The sequence below is a fragment of the Pseudoalteromonas sp. SG43-1 genome, from assembly GCF_014164415.1.
In the GTDB taxonomy this organism is placed as follows: Bacteria; Pseudomonadota; Gammaproteobacteria; order Enterobacterales; family Alteromonadaceae; genus Pseudoalteromonas; species Pseudoalteromonas distincta.
In genome coordinates this window covers 61252-79620 of record NZ_JACJFD010000026.1, presented here as the reverse complement: position 1 = coordinate 79620, position 18369 = coordinate 61252, and the positions used below count along the sequence as shown (strand labels likewise).

Below are 18369 nucleotides of genomic sequence, written 5' to 3'. Positions count from 1 at the left end.
TTATCTACGGAGCAGTATTAAATACTAGACGCGAAGGCAAGCTCACTGACTTCGATGTGATAAATGATAGCTAATCATTTATCAATGAGAGATACAAGGCGCGAAGCTTGCTCGCGCGAAAAGCGAAGCTTTTAAATTGTAGGTGGGAGTTTCTCTCGCGTTTTTTGAACTTAAGCAGTATTCTTATTCGGTACTTCAATGATATTCTAAGCAAATACATGATTGAAAGGACGCCTCATGATTCTAAAAGATAAAACCCTCATCAACAGCAACTCATCTAAAATACAAGCAGGTCAAAAGCAAGAGCTCGACGTTGCCTTTTATTTACGCCGCGCCTTTAAAGATCATAGTCAGGTATTTGTGTTTAACGATGTAAAATTTAAACACAATGGCGAAACCGCACAAATAGACCATCTAATCGCATACACCTATGGCTTTATTCTTATCGAATCTAAAAGCATTACAGGCGAAGTAACGATTAATGAACATCAAGAATGGAGTCGCAGTTATCGCGGCAACTGGCAAGGTATGCCATCGCCAATAAAACAGGTTGAATTACAACTAGAGCTATTAAAAAGCCTAATGCGCGACAATGCACCAAAGCTACTCACTAAATTATTTGGCAAGCTGCAACAGGGTTTTGGTGGCAGAGAGTGGCATAGTATTTGTGCCATATCGAGCAACGCCATTATCAACCGGAAAAACACACCAAAAGCAATTGAAGACCGATTAGTTAAATCAGAATTTATAACTGATAAATTACTCGAAATAATGAAGCTTCCTGCGTCTAAACCTAATCCGCTTCATCTTTTTACAACGAACGTTCGACCGTGGTTCAGTGAAGAAACACTGGATAGAATTTGCCAGTTTATTTTAGAGCAAAATATATCACCTATCTTACAAGAGCCTTCATATGTATCTGCAAAGATAAGCGAATCAGAACCTGTTTACGATGATACTTTAATAGCGACCAAGCAAACCATTACTGAACAAGTAAAACCTAAAACTGATCTAATCAAAGAGATAACATTAGCTTGTAAGCAATGTAATAGTTCGAGTAATTTACAGCCTCTTTCCGGACGTTATGGTTACTTTGTGAAATGCGGCAATTGCAGTGTAAACACACCAATGAAATCACCATGCCCTGAGTGCTCAAGCATCAATACTAAAACAAGCAAACGTAAAGAAAATTACTCTTTAGTATGCAAAGATTGTGAGATAAGTACGCCTATTAAGCTTTAGCACTTGTAGGTGCGATTTTACATCGCGCTTTCTCTTTAGTAACTAGCTCATTACCTCAATCAACGCTACAAAACCCACCTAAACACCTGTAGGCGCTCAGCTTGCTCGCGCGAAAAGCGTAGCTTTTAAAATAATTTACAAATATCGCATTGGCGATGGCAACCAAGGGGCGGTCTTCTTCAAATAAGCTCTGCTGCTAATATTTCATCCTTGAAGCCGGGTTCCTGTCAGCATCCATGCTTCCACTTCCTCAAGCTGCAAAGCTACGCTTTGGTCATTCGTCACCCACGGCGCCCCTCAATTTCACTTATCTTTAAACACTAAATTAATATGAACGTAAACGCGATGAAAGCACATCCATGTGCAAGCATCGCTTTCCTCGAATCCATGCGAGGTAATTACTCATTAATTATGTGTTTGCAGGTGAAGTTGAAGGGGAGAATTGTCTTAGCTACAGTGCTAACAATTAACTAAATCAACATCACAACTTTAACTGTTCCAACTTTTCAACTATTTCAGCAATAGGTAATGACTCTGTCATATGACCCCATGAAACTCTTATTGCACCGGAAATACGTTTTTCATCCAATTGCATTGCAGTTAAAACATGTGAAGGTGTATAACTTGATGATGTACACGCAGAGCCGTTAGATACAGCTGCGATCCCTTTTAACATAACCATTGCCGCCTCAGAGTTAATACCTGGAACGGAAAAGTTAAGCACAAAGGGTGATGTATTCTCACCGTTGTATTGCGCATCAAGAGTATTTAAAGCTGCGATCAATTCATCTTTTAATTTTTGTGCATGTTTTTGCCATGCTAAAGCATTTTTTTGTGCTATTTCACAAGCTAAACCAAAACCTGCAATTAGTGGTACCGCTAAGGTGCCTGGTCGTAGTCCTTTTTCTTGCCCACCGCCAAACATGATTGGTTTTAATGGCGGTTTTAAAAAGCCACGCTTTCGCATGATTAAGGCACCAACCCCTTTTGGGGCATAAACTTTATGTCCGCTTGCGCTAATTAAATCAATGCGTTTATTTTTTAAATCGTCGCTCAACTTTCCAAAACTTTGAGCTGCATCGATATGTAAAAATGCTGAATGTAACTCAAGTACATCGCAAATATCAGTAATAGGCTGTATAGAGCCTGTTTCGTTATTCACATGCATGATCGAAACAAGTAGCGTATCTTCTCGCAATAACTGTTTGAGTTTATCGGAGTCAACAACACCACTCTCATCAACTTCTAAAAAGCTAACTTCAAAGCCATTTTTAACTAAATACTCAATAGGCTCCAATACAGCTTTATGTTCAATTCGAGTGGTAATTATATGCTTTTTAGATTCTTGCTCACCGAATTCACGTAACCCAAGAATCGCAATGTTATTACTCTCTGTTGCGCCACTAGTAAAAATAACTTCCGATTTATCAGCATCCACAACTTCAGCTACTTGTTTACGTGCTTTTTCTACAGATTTTTTAGCATTAGCACCAAACTCATGAGTACGACTACCCGCATTTCCGTATTCATCTAAAAACATTTTTCTAACTAAATCAGCAACCTCATTAAGCACCGGTGCCGTGGCATTCATATCTAAATAAGTTGTCATTTTATCCTCAAAATAAACTCTTACACTAAGCAAGACAGGCCTGACATTTTCATGTAAAATCTCCGCCCTAAAGTTCGTACGAACAAAGCAATAAATTCACGAACAAATTTAACTATAACTTATTTGTAAAATACTATGAACCAAATCGTGTCAGGAACTTCATTCCCAGCTATTAAAGGAATGCAAGCAAAAACAGAATATTACATTGTAATGTGCCCACTAAAAAGACTTAGTAAAATATTTACTTTAGATGAAGGTCAATTACCTGTAAATCAGCGTGCTCAACGAATAATAAACGAAGAGCGCATTCCTGATATCGCAAATTATATTTTAGATAGTAGAGATAATTATGTTTTTTCAGCACTTACCGCATGTATCGACGGTTTAAGTGAATTTGTAGGTATTGGCGAATCAAAGCATGAGCAAAAAATTGGTACTTTAGTTATCGATGAAGATGCCGAAATTTATATTACCGATGGTCAACACCGTAATGCTGCCATTTTAGAAGCCTTGAAAGCAGACCCAACTCTTGCAGATGAAACTATTTCAGTCGTGTTTTTTACAAATAAATCACTAGAAGAACGGCAACGTATTTTTAAAGATCTAAATCTATACCCAGTAAAAACTGACAGCTCTTTGAGTATTACCTATGACGATAAGCCAGATGCAATTCTTTCTAAAACTATAATATTTAGAAGTGAGCAATTCACAAAGCTTGTACACATGGAAAAAAGTAATTTAGGTCCGCGTTCTAGAAAATTAATAAGCCATAGCGCTGTAAACAAAGCTAGCAAGTACTTACTAGGCACAATAACAAAAAATAATTATGAGTCTTTAATTCCAATAGCTTTTGAGTTTTGGCACGAAGTGCTTAAAAATATGCCTGCTTGGCAATTAATTTGCGACGATAAAGCGTCTGGTGGTGAGTTACGTGACGAATCAATTCACGCACACGCAGTAACATTTCATGCCCTGGGTTTATTAGGATTTTACCTACTGAATAACGAGCCCAAATGGCAAAGTAAACTAAAAGGGCTTCAAAAAATAAATTGGAGCCGTAACAGCATAAATTGGTCTGGCCGCTGCGTCATAAATAACTCCATGACAAATAATCGAAAAGCAGCTGAGCTAACTTGTATACAGATTAAATCGCATTTAAACATTCCACTTACCGATAAAGAACAATTGGTAGAAAAAACATTTAAAGAGGCACGAAATGGCTACTGATAGCGTAGTACAGTTCCATTCTGCATTTAACCAAGATGGATTAAAAAATACTATAGAGCAAAGCATTAAACATATAAAAATGCTTTATCAAAGTGATTCTATTCCATGGGTAATTGGCTACAGTGGCGGCAAAGATTCAACTGCTATACTGCAGTTGATTTGGTATGCCCTACAAGAGCTAGCTCAAGAAGGTAAATGCGAAAAAAAAGTACATGTAATAAGCACCGATACTCTAGTAGAAAACCCAATTGTTGCTATGTGGGTAGGAAAGTCGCTAGAGCGAATGAAAGAACAAGCCGATGCACAAGGCTTGCCTATAGTGCCACATCGCCTTACCCCTGCAGTAAAAGACCGCTTTTGGGTTAACTTAATCGGTAAGGGTTACCCTGCTCCTCGTTACAAATTTAGATGGTGTACAGACCGCCTAAAAATATCGCCATCAAATACATTTATTCAAAACATGGCTGATAAAAATGGCGAAGCCATTTTAGTACTTGGTACGCGTAAAGCCGAAAGTACAGCACGTGCTGCAAGTATGGAGCGCTTTGAAAGCTCGACCACCAATACACGAAAAGCGCTTGGCTTGACCGAAAACGGTTCACTTGAGCGAGTTTGGGTTTACACACCGATTGCTAGCTGGAGTAACGATGATGTGTGGGTGTACTTAAATAGTGTAGATAACCCGTGGAATTTCCCAAATCACGATTTAATGGGAATGTATCAGGGCGCAACTGAAGGCGGTGAATGCCCACTTGTAGTGGATAAATCTACGCAAAGCTGTGGTGATAGCCGTTTTGGTTGCTACGTTTGTACAATGGTATCTGAAGATAAATCAATGAATGCCATGATTGCCAACGACGATGAAAAAGAGTGGATGTATCCACTTGTAGCGCTTCGTAACGAAATTGAAGTTAACGACTCTAACCGCGCTAAAAAAATTGAAAAACTAACACGAGATAAAGCTAATCGCGATTTCAGACGTATGAATGGCAATCTAACTGTGCATATATCCAAACATGGCGCCGATTTAGTACCAGGCCCTTACATACAAAAATTTAGAGAACACTTACTTGGCAAAGTTTTAGAAGCACAGCTAGCAGTGCAACAACTTGGGCCTGATGAAGTTAAAAATTTAGAGCTTTTACCAATAGAAGATCTTGAAGAAATACGCCGAATTTGGCTTGAAGAAAAGCACGAAGCTGAAGATAGCGTGCCTAAAATTTACCAAAATGTATTCAAAAAGCCTTATCCAGGTAAGCAACGCGCACACCATCCTATTCTTAATTTAGATGTACTTAATAAATTAAAAGCGCATTGCCAAGAACAAGGCGACGAAGATGGTTTGTTATACCAACAAATGCGTGCCGTTATGAGTATTGCTAATAAACATAAAAACCAACTGCGTAGAGCAAAACTATCCGATGAGCTTACACAAAGTTTAGATAAAGGCGCATTTAACAATTTATTTGAAGCAAAACAGTTTGCACTTGAACGTGAACGTAACCGCTTACAAATACAACTGAGTAATTCTCCTAACTTAACTGAAGATGATAAAGCTGCCATTCAAGAAAAAATCATCATGGTAACTAAATCGATAAAAGAACAGGGCTACAGCTCACTGCTTATCGATTTTGAAGAGGTACACGATGATAATTAAACAACTTACCCTTGAAAACTTTGGTATTTATCAAGGGCGACACGAAGTCGATTTAACTACAGCAAAAGATAAACCTATTATTTTATTTGGTGGTTTAAACGGTGGTGGTAAAACGACCTTTTTAGATGCGTTGCAACTCGTGCTTTACGGTAAGCATGCCAAATGCTCTAACCGAGGTCATCAGTCATATGGTAATTATTTAATAAGTACCAAAAATCGTTATGTGGGTAACGACGATACAGTTGAAATTTCGCTAACGTTTACTCACACAACTGATACAGCAACTAACGAGTTTGTTATTGTTCGAAGTTGGAAAACAAATACAAAAGACGTAAAAGATAAAGTTGTAGTTTATTGTAATCAACAAGAAGATTCTCATTTGAGCCAATACTGGGATGAGTTTGTAAACGAATTTATTCCACTTAGCTTATCTGATTTATTCTTTTTTGATGGCGAAAAAATAGAAAATTTAGCACACCCAGACAGAAGTGCTGATTTAATCAAAACGGGTATAGAAAATTTACTAGGGCTTGACCTACTCTCTCAGCTGCAAATTGATTTAAATAATGTAGAGCGTAAACGTAAAAGTGAAAACCTAGATACAACCGTAGTAGCCAAAGTAGAAGCTCTTGCAGCAGAAATAACTGAGCAAACAACTATTGTATCAGCCTTTAAAACTGACATTGCTAACTTAGAAAAACGTGCCAGTGATACTAACTTGAGTATTAATAAAGCCCGACAAAAAGTAAGAAGTGCAGGCGCTCATTTAATTGAAGAGCGCGACACTATAAAGTTTGAACTAGGCGCAATTGAAGAAAAACTCAAAGCTAACTTAGCCGAACGTGTAAAGCTAGATGCCGGATGCGGACCACTTGGTTTAATACCCAATTTAATATCAAGCACAAAAGCCCAAATTAAAAAGGAAGAACAGGCAGTACAAGCGAACGTTATTCAAAGTGCTATCACAGAGTATGAAGCCACAATTACGCAAACGCTAGTTAATGAAAACGTACCAGAAACCGCGCTTAGCGCACTCAGTAATAAAATGGCTACCCTTGCCAAAGAACGCGAAGAACTAGCAAGCACAGAGTGTTATATTGCATGTAACATAGCTATTTTTAATGGTCTTGATGAAAAAATTGAACTAGATAAGTTAGAGCGTTCAAACTTACTAAAAGTTCGCGAACAATTATTTGAACAACAAGCGCTATTTAATAAAAAGCTTGAATCAATACCTGATTACGAAACTGTGCAACATTTATTGAGTGAACTAGCCGGGCTTGAAGCCGAGCTTAAAAACAACTTTGTTTTAATAAAACAAAAACAGCAGTTGTTACAGCAAGCGCAAGCACGTGACGAAGTGTTAAATACACGCTACGCAAACCTACTAACCCAACAAAGCAGAGACACGTTTGAACAAAAACGCTCAATTCAAGTCGCGGATCATATTGGTAAGCTTAAAAATACCATGAAATCATTTGCTGATGAGCTAATACGTGAAAATGTAACAGTGCTTGAAGAGCACATTGCCGCTAAGTTTTTTGATCTTTCTCGTAAAAATAACTTAATTACCGGTGTTAAAATTTGCCCAGACTCATTCAAACTTACGTTACTCGATACCAATAAAAACCCTATGTCGCCAAGCCGGTTATCGGCCGGTGAGAGGCAGTTACTCGCTATCGCTATTTTATGGGGCTTGGCTGAAGCATCAGGCAAAGAAATCCCCACCGTTATAGATACACCACTTGGGCGATTAGATGGTAAACACCGTACTAAGCTAATTAATAACTACTTCCCTAAAGCGTCTAGCCAAGTGATTTTATTATCGACTGATGAAGAAATAACAGGGCAATATTACACGCAATTAAAGCCTGCTATTTGCCGTGAATATCACATTAGTTACAACGAGCAAGAACAAACCTCAACCTTTAATGAGGGGTACTTTTAATGAATACCACACTCCATACAATTGACTCTATTAAGCTCTCTGAAAAGCAAAAACAGCAACTCGTTCGCCTTAAGAGTAAAACGGGCATCGAAAACTGGAACGTACTGTGCCGCTGGGCGCTGTGTATGTCCCTCGCTGAAGATTCAATCCCCCCTGTTGAAGATATTCCATCAGACAGTAACGTAGAAATGAGCTGGAAGGTGTTTGCTGGCGAATATGCCGATGTGTACTTAGCAGTGCTGCGTGAAGCCTATCAAAAACAAAGTGCACACCTAGCTGGTGAGCACTTTGGAGATTTTGTTAAGTTACATTTGAATAGAGGTATTAGTTTTTTAGCTAAATCAAGCTATTTAAGATAGTTTGTCTCATACTTACCGACTAAACCTTCTGACAAAAGTAACAATGAATAAGCTGGAAAGTATTAATCCAAGTAATGCTTGGAAAGATGCCAATGCCCTGCTTATTCCCTCTAAAGGAGAGTAGTCACCGTAACCTAACGTGGTAAACGTAACTGTACTAAAATACACATAGGTTAAAGGATGTTGTTTAGTTATTTCTTTAGATTCATGCTCTATGCAGCTACTTAACGCTTCTTCCGTGGCATCTATTGTACAAACTAGAGATGCCTTGCTAGGTGCGTTTATATCGAAAATGTAGTAAGTTAGAGCAAACACAAGTATCACCCCAACGATCCAACTTGCTACTCTGGCGGGAGATTCTCCGTAGTTAGACAAAATTTTGTAGAAGTATTTAACCTTTGAACCTGTTCTTTTCCTCTCTTCCTCATTCTCGAGAATAAATAGTTTGGATGCTTTTTTTTCATCCCCTGCTGCGTTAAACTGAAGCCTTGCTTTACGCAATAAGTCAACACCTTTGATACCTGCATCAGAGACTGTATTAGTGTTTTTCTTTTTTAGCTCTTGATATGCCTTTTCATAATACATACCTGCTTCATTATTCTTATAGAAAAGCATAAGTAAATCTGCAGAAGCACTAAAATACTTGTACGAATCAGCTCGATTAAGTTCTTTCGCTGCGTTTGCCTTTTTCATAAGCATTTTCAAAGATTCTGTTCTGTTTTTATCAATGAATTCATAATAGTCTGTAAGCTTTTCAAAACCATCAAAGGCATTTTCAAAATCTTCAATTCTTTCAGCTTCTAAAGATTGCCTTTCGATAGCTCTCACATCTTCTTTTGTAAGGTCTGTTAACCCTTTAGTTACAAGTGATTTGTTGAACTCAACCTTACATTTTTTCGAATTATCACTTACTTTTTTATTAGTTACAGTTTTAGCTTTCGTACAAGTTAAGTCTTTACCAACCTTTAAACCTAAATCTTCTTTAGCCAATAGGTAAGATTTGAGAGGTTCAAATTGAGAATGGATAAAGCTTTCAATTTGAGCGTCTGTTGCGTCTTCTAATCCATCAATAACTTCTTCTTCGATATAGTCCCTCAATGCATCATAAGCACTGTACCTACCATATTCATTAACCCTAGTAATTAATAATTGCAATACAGATTCAAAATCAACACTAATCATAAACTAGCCCCTTTATTAAGAAGCTTGATAATCTTATTGGATAATTCTTTTAATTCTCCTTCAAAGTTAGCCGGAGTGATGCTTTTTAGAAGGTTATGAAACGATTTAAAAGATTTGAGTATATCTTCGGCTTTGGAGTTAATAGGCCCTAAATTACTTAACATCTCTCCGTTTATTAACCTAGCTTCATAGCGAGGTATTGTGATAGCTTTAACTAATTCTCTTGCGAGCGTTGGGTTGTGAACATCTGCTTGCCCATCATTAGCTACAATATGTTTATATATAACATCCTTAGCTTTTTTATTTTGTATACAGCTGTCATCATCCCAATCTAGCCATTCCATCAATTTTCTTTTACCTGTAAATTCAGACAAAAGCGCATAATGCTTATCCGGATCAATATACTTACCATATTTTTTATCATTTTCTAGCTGCTTATATGCCAAAAAAGCTCTTCTTCTTCGATTAGTTTCTTGAGGGCTAATCCCCATAATCGAGCCAATTTGAGAAGCGTTGAAATCCTGCAATTCAAACATTTCATCTATTAATTTTGCACTTTGTAAGCCTGTCCAAGGCTTGGGTCCTGATACATGGCGAACACCCATTAAGATATTTATGTATTTTTCAATATCCGCTTCCTCTCCCTCTACAAGTACAACGTTTATATTTTCAGACTTATCTATAATTTCTTCATCTAGGTCAATGAGTCCTTCTTCATCTTCCTCTATCAAAAGCTTAAATGCAGCGGTTCTTCTATTTCCTTCAATAACAAGATACAAGGGCTTCTTTGAGTCTATATCTAATTTTCTTACAACTATTCGATCAACTTCTAAAAAGCCATTTTCGAAAATTGAGTTTTTCAAGACCGTTAACTGCTCTTTCGCTAGTTTTTCAAGTATTGTTGCCTGTAGCCCTTCAACTAAATTATCAGGTGTTTTTGCCTTAGTACTTTTTCTATCCAGGCGAAAGTTATCCGGATCAAGCATCAATTGAGAGAGATTTACATCTATATCTTGTAATTTATATCCGATTGCCATTTATTAGACCTCTATTCTTGCGCACTGTATTCTAACCAGCTTACCTTCTGATTTAAGATAAGCATCCCCTTTACCGTTTAGTACTTCTGCGCCTTGCTCATCTTAGATTACGCGGCTTTCAGTACCATTTTTCACTCGTAATGCGGGCTTAGAGGGCAGGTTAGAACGCAAATTAGTGCTTATTACATCGCCACTTGGTTTTTGTGTGGCAATAATTTAATGCCAACTTTTACTCTTTGAACCAAAGCCGTTGCTCTTTGCAATATTTTGCACCTTCGTTAATCAAAATCCCCGTTACAGTTGTAGCTGTATCAATTCCAGTTAAAGAATGCACTTTTGCATTAATTTCCATAATGCTCATTGGCTTAGTCATTTCATCTAATATTTTTCTCACAGCCTGCGCATTTGTATAGCGGCGTGTATCTTCTCCCCATTCTGCAAGGCCCAAAAACATAGAGCGGCCAAGGTAAAACCGCTCATCTTGTTGCGCAAGACTAAGTAAAGTATAGCTTTCTGGTAATTCTAAACCTAAATTTACTTTTTCTAAAAAGTCATTTACTTCAGTAACATGAATACCTTTTTGTTCATTTTTCAGGTAGCTATGAAGCACATTTAGGTACTGAGTAATGCTTTCAGAGTCAATATTAATATCTCTTTCATAAAGACCCCAAGTATCTGGCCCTACTTGTAGCATTCTATCCGTTGGTTGGAGCTGTAACGCTTCATGTACTCCTCTAATAGCTTCTAGACGAGCTTTCATTTCTTTACCTTTCAATGGCTTACCTGCGTCTTCTAATATTTTGGTGAATGCATCAGCCATATCAACTCGATCGGTTGGTTTTTGCTTTGAGTCAGCTCTAGCCCAAACATTTTTATTTAAATAGGTAAGTTCGTCACAATCTTCAAGAATAATATTAAGAATATAGAGGTCTAAATCTTCAGGTAAGGCGGGGAATCTATCTTTTAGATTAGAAAGTAATTCTGTGACGTGCCACTGTTTTGCTAAAGGACCTTCATACATCATTTTGCTAACAACTGTGCGAATGTGTTTACATATTAAGTCTGAAATAGGATTAAACTTAGGTAAACCGTATGTACCACGACCAAAAAGTTTAGCTCCGAGCTTTGCCAACGAATTATGTGCGGTTCTAACATCAACTTTTTTCCCCAACAGAGTAGATGCCCTCTCCGCTAGTTCACTGTAGTGTAATGGTGATTCTGCTTGCTGCAACACAGTAAAAACAGCACTTTCACTTGACTTGCCATAAGCAGTTAATACTTCACCCTCGGAATTAAACTGTAAAGTATCATTAAAAGTGTCCCACAGGATTGATAAAAGTTCTATTGCCCCCTTATTTTCTAATTCAGCTTTAAACATTAGGCTTATATCATCTCTAGTCCAACGGCACTCACCTGCTTTAACTCTTAGTGACTTTCTAAAACCACTGATAAGATTATCCCAATCATCTTGACTAATCCTTGAGATGACTACGGCACCATTTATAGTTAAAAGCTGAATTTGATTTTCTGAAAAAAGCTCAATAATAGAAGCTAAGTGTTGATAATTTCCTATAAAACCTGAGAACCAATCATCTTCAACTTCTAGCATTTCTAGGTATAGAGGTTGGTCCCTATCTATTAATAAGTTACCAATTTTTAAGGCTATACAGTCATCCCAATATTCAGTATCTATAATTTTATTGATATTTTTTTTCTGTATTTGCCGTATACGCTCTCTTGTAACACCAACTAACTGCCCTACCTCTTCTAAGGTTTTTATTGGCTCTTTATAACCAGTACGATATTCAAGAACAAGCCTCGCATTTTCACTTAACAACTCTAATGAATTTTCAAAATGTTGTTTTAACGGGATCAACTTAATATGTTCCAATGTAAAATCAGCTGATTTTTCATCATATTCAGAAGTAGGTTGATTTATAGTATTTGAAGGCTCCGTAAGAATGCTACCTTTTGATGTTGAATTTGGAAGGTGAAAAGTTAACTTTGGGGCACTTGCTATTAATAGTTCACATAAATCCTTTGCTGATTTTTTCCCGAAGTTGGGCCATTTCAACATATCCGTAAGTTTTATACCTAAAGCATCTCTTAAACAAAAAATATCTTGAATGCTAAATACATTACTCGTTCTTACAGTTAAACCTAATTGGCTTATATGTGCATTTAAGATAGGTATTGGAAGTATTGGTATAAGCTGACTTGGGTCCTCTGTATCTATTGATAGCTTAAACTGTTCAAACCTTATTAAATCTAACTCACGGCTAACTTGATCAGTAAGCTCATGCCTCTTTTCTAAATACGTTTTGTCATCAAAAATAAGTAACTTTAAACATTCACTTTCTAAACTAGGGTTTTCATCATGTAATACTTTTAACCAGCCAGTAAATTCCTTTTTAGCACTTAGTGCATAAAACAATCCATTGCTAGTTTTTCCAAATATTTTATTTGATACTGAGTGGCTATATTCTGAATCTTTACAATGCCTATTCAGTTCAACGTTTAAAACACTAATTGGTTTTTTTGCACCAAAATTGAAAAGGTTACGATCTATAATATGTCCGTAGATCTCCTCTTTAGACATAGATTGAGATGTTGACTCCAAGACTTCTAAAGCAGCAGAAGCAATCGTATGATTACCTTCTACCTTAGAGTTAGTTTCTCGTACTGCATTTTCCGTTACAGGGAGATCTTCCTCTATCTCAATATCGTAGCCAAAGCCTGATATCAATTGATAAAGAGGTATTTTACTATTATTTGCGAGCTTGTTACTTGTTCTATACTCTCTAGGTAAGGCCCACTTTACACTTGAAGAAACAAGTATACTTTCCTTGAAATGTTCGATCTCCTCATAACTCGGTACTTTTGGACGCATAAAACCGATATGTATAATACCGACCTTATTAAACATTTTTTCATTGCTCCACAAAGTGTAGATTGAGTTAAGTTCTCGATGAACCGTCACATCTACAGCACCATTATCGTTAACAATACAAAAAAACATCTTTAGTGCTGACATAACTTAAGCCCTATCCGAAAAATACTCAGCGTAAGGTAGCTCACCGGTTGACTGGAATTGCTGATAAAACTCTTTTATACCTTGCTCAGCTAGTTGCTCGATATAGCTGTATATTGACACCTCTTTTGAGTGCATACCTAAGCATTCGACCACTGTAAATAATGTTTTATCCGGGTCTAATTCACTTACCCTAAATACTGAGTTGCTTTTATCTTCCAGTGGCTTAGGAAGTTTGCTCTCTTTTATGCCTAAAGCAACAGCGAGCCTATATATATCAAACTTAATTAATTTATATGATTCATTTTTGGCATCTTCACTCGGATTTAATTCCATTAACAATTCATCTAATTGTTGTGCTGTTAATGGTGTTAATCCTATACGATTAGGCTCATTCATTAGTTACTCCTTACTATGCGTGACTCTGTAGCCGAAATTCTTTGGATTTGATAGCGTGCTCCAATACGCTCAGCAAAGTTGGATAAATCGCGACTTGGATCGATTTCGCCCTCATGTACAAGTAATACAACTTGCTCTGCCATTTTAGGTAAGTATTTAAGTACATTACTTCTGTGGTTAGGATCTAAACGACCCAGAGGTGTATCCATAACAATTGGACCGCTTTTTCTAGCTGTTTTATTTAGGCCATCAATTAAAGATAAAGCAACAATTTGCTCCGCACCTGCACTGCGCTCTTTTAGTACATTACCGGTATGATCAAGAATCGATAAACCATAATTATTATTTATTTCTAATCCAGCATAGGTCTTTTCTGTAGTAAGCTGACTGAATGCATTTGAAGCAAATGTCTCAACTTGTCCTCTTAAAGCATCTCTTAACTCGTTGATACCTGCTTTAAATACGATCTCTAAGTTCTGGTATAGATTGACACGAATAGTACTTGATTGCCCTTCACTTCCTGAACTTTTTGATATTAATGCAGATATGTGAGCTTGCTTTTCTGACAACTTATTAAGTTGTATTTTTGTCTCTTTTATATCACTTTCAAGCTTAAATAATTGGTTACCAAGCCTGTCTTTTTTTTCTCTTTGTCGCATGATCTGTTCAGTATCAAAACCCATAATCTCTTCTTGGATATCGTCAATCTGAGTTTCAATTTTTATTACAGATACTTGAGCTTTTCTTCTTTTAGTAACTAATTCGCAAATTCGGCTGCATTCATTATGCGACTTAACTTTAGTTAATTTATCTATTTGAAGATTTATGTCAGTAACATCATCAAGATTTACCAAGGACAACTCGGCTTCAGCTTTTAGTTCTTCTATCTTAGTTTTTATACCATCAAGTTCTTGTTGTGGAATAGTTTGAGTACAAGTAGGGCAAACCGGGTTCGCTAAGCTTTTTTGCAATTCTGATATTTTAGAATCTAATACAGCTTTATTATTTGCCGCTGTCATTAAAGAGTTTCGCTTTGATTGTAAGCTAGCTACTAATGGCTCAACTCCTTTAAATAAAACATCCTTCCAAGCATCCTTGAATAACTTTCTTTGTTCATCCGCATCATATGCGAGTTGCTCTTCAACCTTTTTGAGTTGTGCTTTTAATGCATCTAACTCATATTTTTTTCTTTGCACAGCTTCAGTATTTTTAAGCTCTTCTTCAATATCATCTATTTGCTTTTGTACATCACGCTGTTGTATTTCAAGATCTTGTATATCTTTTTCTAAAGTTACTTGCTTAGCCTCATTCACTCTTTGCTGCTCTGCGTAGGTTTTGGCATCTGAAGAGTTTTTAGCATCTCTGGTTTGCATTCTTCTTGCATCTGTTAATAATTTCGAAAATTCATTTCTGCCATTAACTAAGGCTGGTACACCCAAAGCTTGCTCTATGTGCTCTTTGATTTTATCGCCTTGCTCACTCTGTTCAACAAGCAGGTTTTCATACTCTTGAAGTAGCTCACCATCAAACAAGAAAAAACGTGATATTTCTTCAGGTGTTACTTGGTTAATTTCATTAATTATTGAGTCACCATTTATAACTTGGTTATCAATTTTTAATCCTATTGACTCTTCAAAATCACCATCGTTTCTTGGTATGGAAACATGCTCTTTTTTGTTCAGCTGCCTTCGAAGCTCATATTGCTTTCCCTCATGACTAAATTTAAGCTTAATCGTCATACTCCAGTCATCTTCTGATGCAGCAATACTATTAATCAAATTAAGCCGTGGAATTAGTCGCATGTGTCGACCCAAAGCTAACCCATAGAAACCCCAACGTATTGAGTTCAAAAAGCTTGTTTTACCGCGCATGTTATCCCCAAAAAGTAACATCACATTTTGAGTATCATGCTGTGGAAATTCAATTTTCTGCTCCCCTTTATATGGCATAAAGTTTTGAATTACGATTTCTTGAAGTTTCATATCAACTTGTTTCCTTGTTTTTCAACTACGGTCTCTTCAACTATTGCTTTAACTTTGTCTAGAGTATTTCGATCTTTATCGTATTGATGATCTTTTTGTACTTGATAACAATCTTTAATTAGCTGTTCATCTAATGCTAGATTTAACTTTGAATTTAGTTTTAATAGGACTGTAAGTGGGTCGCTTTTAAGTGTCATAATGTTCCTTCCTCAATACCATCAGAGTCTAATAATCCGACCTCTTCAGGATCAATACCTAACTCAATAGCAATATTGATTAATTTGTTTGAACCAGATTTATTAATGGCTGTTTTTGAAAACTGAATACTTCTTTGAAGCTCACTCTTTAACAACGATAATTGCCCAGGCTCACTTTCTAAGCAAACAGGAACCATTACAGCGTCAAAAATAACTGCTTGATATTTACCGGGGCAAGTACGTAATACCCTCCCCCTTCTCTGGATAAATTGTCTGGGGTTTTGTGATGATGCGAGAATAATTGCATGAGAAATTTTTGGGATATCCACGCCTTGATCTAAACAGCGAATAGATATCATTATCCCTCCAAATTGTTTGAACCAGTCTAATGATGCTGCAGGATCACCTTCCATATTTGTATGGTATTCACAAGGTGAGTAACCTTCACGAGTAAGTGCTTCCATTACCTCTTTTAACTGGTACTGGTCTTCACAGTAAACAAGCCAACTTTCACCATCTTTATAATTTTCAATAATTGTTTTAATTGCATAAGGCACTTTTGCTTTTGCTTTCTTTGCTATACGAGCTCTTTGAATTAGCATATTCTGCAATTTTGTAGATGGAACTGGCTTACCTGTGTCATCTCTTTTTGAGCGAGCAAACTCTCTGGAAATTTCTTTAGTTGCAGTTTCCCAAGCCTCAGACTCTTCAACTGTAAACCTTATCGCTTCAGGCAAATACTCATACTCAACAAGCCTGCCACTTTTGATTGCATCTATTAAGGTAAAGGGCGGTTGAACTATAGACCCAAAATAATCAATTATTTTTTGTGTCCCAAATGAATCACCATACCTCGTTGGTGTTGCGCTAAGACCAAGCTTTTTACCTGCTCTAATAGATAGCGCTTTAGAGTTTTCGATACTACCAATTTCATGAACTTCATCTGCAACCACCATAAGGTGATTTCCATCAGCAAGGCCGTTGATGAAATCATTTAATCTTGCTGTTGGCATAGTTGCCAAAACAAGCCTTTGCCCAAGCCCTTCACCTGGTTGAGTAAAATGATAGAGCCTTCGATTTTTTCGCCAACGGTTATGGCCATCACCTGCTTTTAAAATTATAGCTTCAGGCAACTCTTGTTTTATTTCTTCAGCCCACTGTTTATGTAAGAGACGGTCGGGAACAAGAACAACTGCAACCCCACCATTTATTAAGTGCTCCTTTAAAGCAGTTAGTGCAGTAAAAGTTTTACCGCTACCAGTGGCATGTTCAAAAATACCTTGGCAATTTTGCGCTTTCCATGCCTCTAATGCAGCTACTTGATGAGGTAGTGGCTTTCTTTTTTGTATTGAAGCTGATGCTTTCTTCTTTTCATACTCATTGCCTAACGAAAAGTAATCAGTAAGTTCTTCTGCATCAATTTTAACTAACGAATCATAAGCTTTTGCCTCAAGCTTATTCTTTGCAACTAAAGGGAAATCAATAACTTCTAATTCATCAACCTTATTGGACCATAGTTTTTCAAAGTACTGTTTGTGTCGCTCAACTTGGCGCTCATCTCTTCCATCCTTCCAACTGCAGAAAACATCTAGTGATTCGTAATTACCACGCTCATGCCAGCCACTCCATGTTTCATTTACCGAGCCTTTAAAAGAAACTGAGGAAGTATTATTTGTTAATATTCCAAGCTTTTCATGGTAAATACCTGTTGAATTTTTTCTGAATGCTATTTTTACCTGCATAATATTCAATTTGATAAGTGTGGCTAGAGCCTCTGTGTTTTTAATTATTCTAGGATCGCTTAACAAAGTATCAACTGTGTGAATAATTTCTTGGTTAGCTTTTTGAAGGTTACTCCCATAACCTTGCTCTAACGCATCAATATCTGCGGCTGATAAAGATGGAGAGCAAACCAGCTGAATTTTCCCACCTCTACGAGCAAAATTTATTAGCTCAGGACCAATAAGAAGAAATACTGTAGAGCTAAAGTAGCCAACTGAGCGTTGATAAAGATCACTTTGATTAAGGCATGGAAGATAAAAGTCAGTTACTAAATTAGCCTCACCTGTTCTGTATTCTTCACTTAAATTTAATGAGTTAAGCATTTCTATTAATGGCTCGCACTATGCTTATATACATTCTATGAAGTGTATTTTGATATTGTACCTCTATGGTATAAAGAGGTATGTTTGATAAAACGCTAAGGGCTTCTTTCAACCGCATAATAGTATTTCCATAAGGAACGGCTCAATAATACCGGTCCTTGGTTTATCAGTTTATAACCAACTTTCGTTAAGTTAGTATTCATTTAGAAACAATCTACATGATTGCTTTTAAAAAATATAGGCTTATTAGTGATATAGCCAATAAAAACTACGCCATTATTATTAAATACTTATCTACTATTACTGTTGTGTAACTTTTGCTTTAATTTTCAAATGCTAGCTACAAGCTCTTGATATATTTAAAAACATAATTTAAAACTTCGGCAACCTCACT

General features: G+C 36.8%; 13 protein-coding genes. 5 read left to right on the top strand and 8 right to left on the bottom strand.

Annotation, left to right across the window (positions count from 1 at the left end; genetic code table 11):
- Positions 1–237 precede the first annotated feature (237 nt).
- On the top strand, positions 238–1242 hold the full coding sequence (locus tag H5159_RS16615) for a nuclease-related domain-containing protein (protein ID WP_182780686.1): 1005 nt from the start codon (positions 238–240) through the stop codon (positions 1240–1242).
- Between the two features lie 481 nt (positions 1243–1723).
- On the opposite strand, the gene dndA is transcribed toward H5159_RS16615, so the two are convergent.
- Entirely contained in the window at positions 1724–2851 is a 1128-nt protein-coding gene (gene dndA, locus H5159_RS16610; RefSeq protein WP_182780685.1) for a cysteine desulfurase DndA, read from the bottom strand.
- 135 nt (positions 2852–2986) lie between these two features.
- Here dndA and dndB point away from each other — a divergent pair, with 135 nt between their 5' ends.
- The 4 genes from dndB to dndE are packed head-to-tail and all read left to right on the top strand — an operon-like array spanning position 2987 to position 8042.
- Positions 2987–4078 carry a DNA sulfur modification protein DndB gene (gene dndB / locus H5159_RS16605; protein WP_182672700.1) on the top strand — a complete coding sequence of 364 codons (1092 nt, stop codon included), beginning with the start codon at positions 2987–2989 and terminating at the stop codon, positions 4076–4078.
- The gene (gene dndC / locus H5159_RS16600; protein ID WP_182780684.1) at positions 4068–5735 is read left to right on the top strand and encodes a DNA phosphorothioation system sulfurtransferase DndC; all 1668 of its coding nucleotides are present in this window, start codon (positions 4068–4070) and stop codon (positions 5733–5735) included. Before dndB ends, dndC begins: the two co-directional genes overlap by 11 nt.
- The gene (gene dndD / locus H5159_RS16595; protein ID WP_182780683.1) at positions 5725–7683 is read left to right on the top strand and encodes a DNA sulfur modification protein DndD; all 1959 of its coding nucleotides are present in this window, start codon (positions 5725–5727) and stop codon (positions 7681–7683) included. Before dndC ends, dndD begins: the two co-directional genes overlap by 11 nt.
- A complete protein-coding gene (dndE, locus tag H5159_RS16590; RefSeq protein WP_182780682.1) occupies positions 7683–8042 on the top strand; it encodes a DNA sulfur modification protein DndE in 360 nt (119 codons plus the stop codon). The genes dndD and dndE overlap by 1 nt, the downstream gene beginning before the upstream one ends.
- A 12-nt stretch (positions 8043–8054) precedes the next feature.
- On the opposite strand, the gene H5159_RS16585 is transcribed toward dndE, so the two are convergent.
- The 7 genes from H5159_RS16585 to H5159_RS16555 all read right to left on the bottom strand — a co-directional run bounded on the left by H5159_RS16585 (position 8055) and on the right by H5159_RS16555 (position 17975).
- Positions 8055–9224 (bottom strand): potassium channel family protein, encoded by a 1170-nt coding sequence (locus H5159_RS16585; RefSeq protein WP_182780681.1) that lies wholly within the window; start codon positions 9222–9224, stop codon positions 8055–8057.
- Positions 9221–10261, bottom strand: a complete 1041-nt coding sequence (locus H5159_RS16580) for a hypothetical protein (RefSeq protein ID WP_182780680.1) — start codon at positions 10259–10261, stop codon at positions 9221–9223. The genes H5159_RS16585 and H5159_RS16580 overlap by 4 nt, the downstream gene beginning before the upstream one ends.
- A 229-nt stretch (positions 10262–10490) precedes the next feature.
- Positions 10491–13295: a sigma factor-like helix-turn-helix DNA-binding protein gene (locus tag H5159_RS16575; protein WP_220496470.1), complete on the bottom strand. Its 2805-nt coding sequence runs from the start codon at positions 13293–13295 to the stop codon at positions 10491–10493.
- A gap of 3 nt (positions 13296–13298) precedes the next feature.
- Positions 13299–13691, bottom strand: coding sequence for a hypothetical protein (locus tag H5159_RS16570; RefSeq protein WP_182780679.1), 393 nt, complete (start codon positions 13689–13691; stop codon positions 13299–13301).
- A complete protein-coding gene (locus H5159_RS16565; protein ID WP_182780678.1) occupies positions 13691–15673 on the bottom strand; it encodes an AAA family ATPase in 1983 nt (660 codons plus the stop codon). Before H5159_RS16565 ends, H5159_RS16570 begins: the two co-directional genes overlap by 1 nt.
- Positions 15670–15870: a hypothetical protein gene (locus tag H5159_RS16560; RefSeq protein WP_182780677.1), complete on the bottom strand. Its 201-nt coding sequence runs from the start codon at positions 15868–15870 to the stop codon at positions 15670–15672. The genes H5159_RS16565 and H5159_RS16560 overlap by 4 nt, the downstream gene beginning before the upstream one ends.
- The gene (locus H5159_RS16555) at positions 15867–17975 is read right to left on the bottom strand and encodes a DEAD/DEAH box helicase family protein (RefSeq protein ID WP_182780676.1); all 2109 of its coding nucleotides are present in this window, start codon (positions 17973–17975) and stop codon (positions 15867–15869) included. Before H5159_RS16555 ends, H5159_RS16560 begins: the two co-directional genes overlap by 4 nt.
- Between the last annotated feature and the right edge of the window lie 394 nt (positions 17976–18369).

Bases quoted from the DNA above. Each gene is read 5' to 3' on its own strand.
- H5159_RS16615 (WP_182780686.1), top strand. From the start codon at position 238: ATGATTCTAAAAGATAAAACCCTCATCAACAGCAACTCATCTAAAATA.
- H5159_RS16570 (WP_182780679.1), bottom strand. From the start codon at position 13,691: ATGAATGAGCCTAATCGTATAGGATTAACACCATTAACAGCACAACAA.
- dndE (WP_182780682.1), top strand. From the start codon at position 7,683: ATGAATACCACACTCCATACAATTGACTCTATTAAGCTCTCTGAAAAG.
- dndA (WP_182780685.1), bottom strand. From the start codon at position 2,851: ATGACAACTTATTTAGATATGAATGCCACGGCACCGGTGCTTAATGAG.
- H5159_RS16580 (WP_182780680.1), bottom strand. From the start codon at position 10,261: ATGGCAATCGGATATAAATTACAAGATATAGATGTAAATCTCTCTCAA.
- H5159_RS16565 (WP_182780678.1), bottom strand. From the start codon at position 15,673: ATGAAACTTCAAGAAATCGTAATTCAAAACTTTATGCCATATAAAGGG.
- H5159_RS16560 (WP_182780677.1), bottom strand. From the start codon at position 15,870: ATGACACTTAAAAGCGACCCACTTACAGTCCTATTAAAACTAAATTCA.
- dndC (WP_182780684.1), top strand. From the start codon at position 4,068: ATGGCTACTGATAGCGTAGTACAGTTCCATTCTGCATTTAACCAAGAT.
- H5159_RS16575 (WP_220496470.1), bottom strand. From the start codon at position 13,295: ATGTCAGCACTAAAGATGTTTTTTTGTATTGTTAACGATAATGGTGCT.
- dndB (WP_182672700.1), top strand. From the start codon at position 2,987: ATGAACCAAATCGTGTCAGGAACTTCATTCCCAGCTATTAAAGGAATG.
- H5159_RS16555 (WP_182780676.1), bottom strand. From the start codon at position 17,975: ATGCTTAACTCATTAAATTTAAGTGAAGAATACAGAACAGGTGAGGCT.
- H5159_RS16585 (WP_182780681.1), bottom strand. From the start codon at position 9,224: ATGATTAGTGTTGATTTTGAATCTGTATTGCAATTATTAATTACTAGG.
- dndD (WP_182780683.1), top strand. From the start codon at position 5,725: ATGATAATTAAACAACTTACCCTTGAAAACTTTGGTATTTATCAAGGG.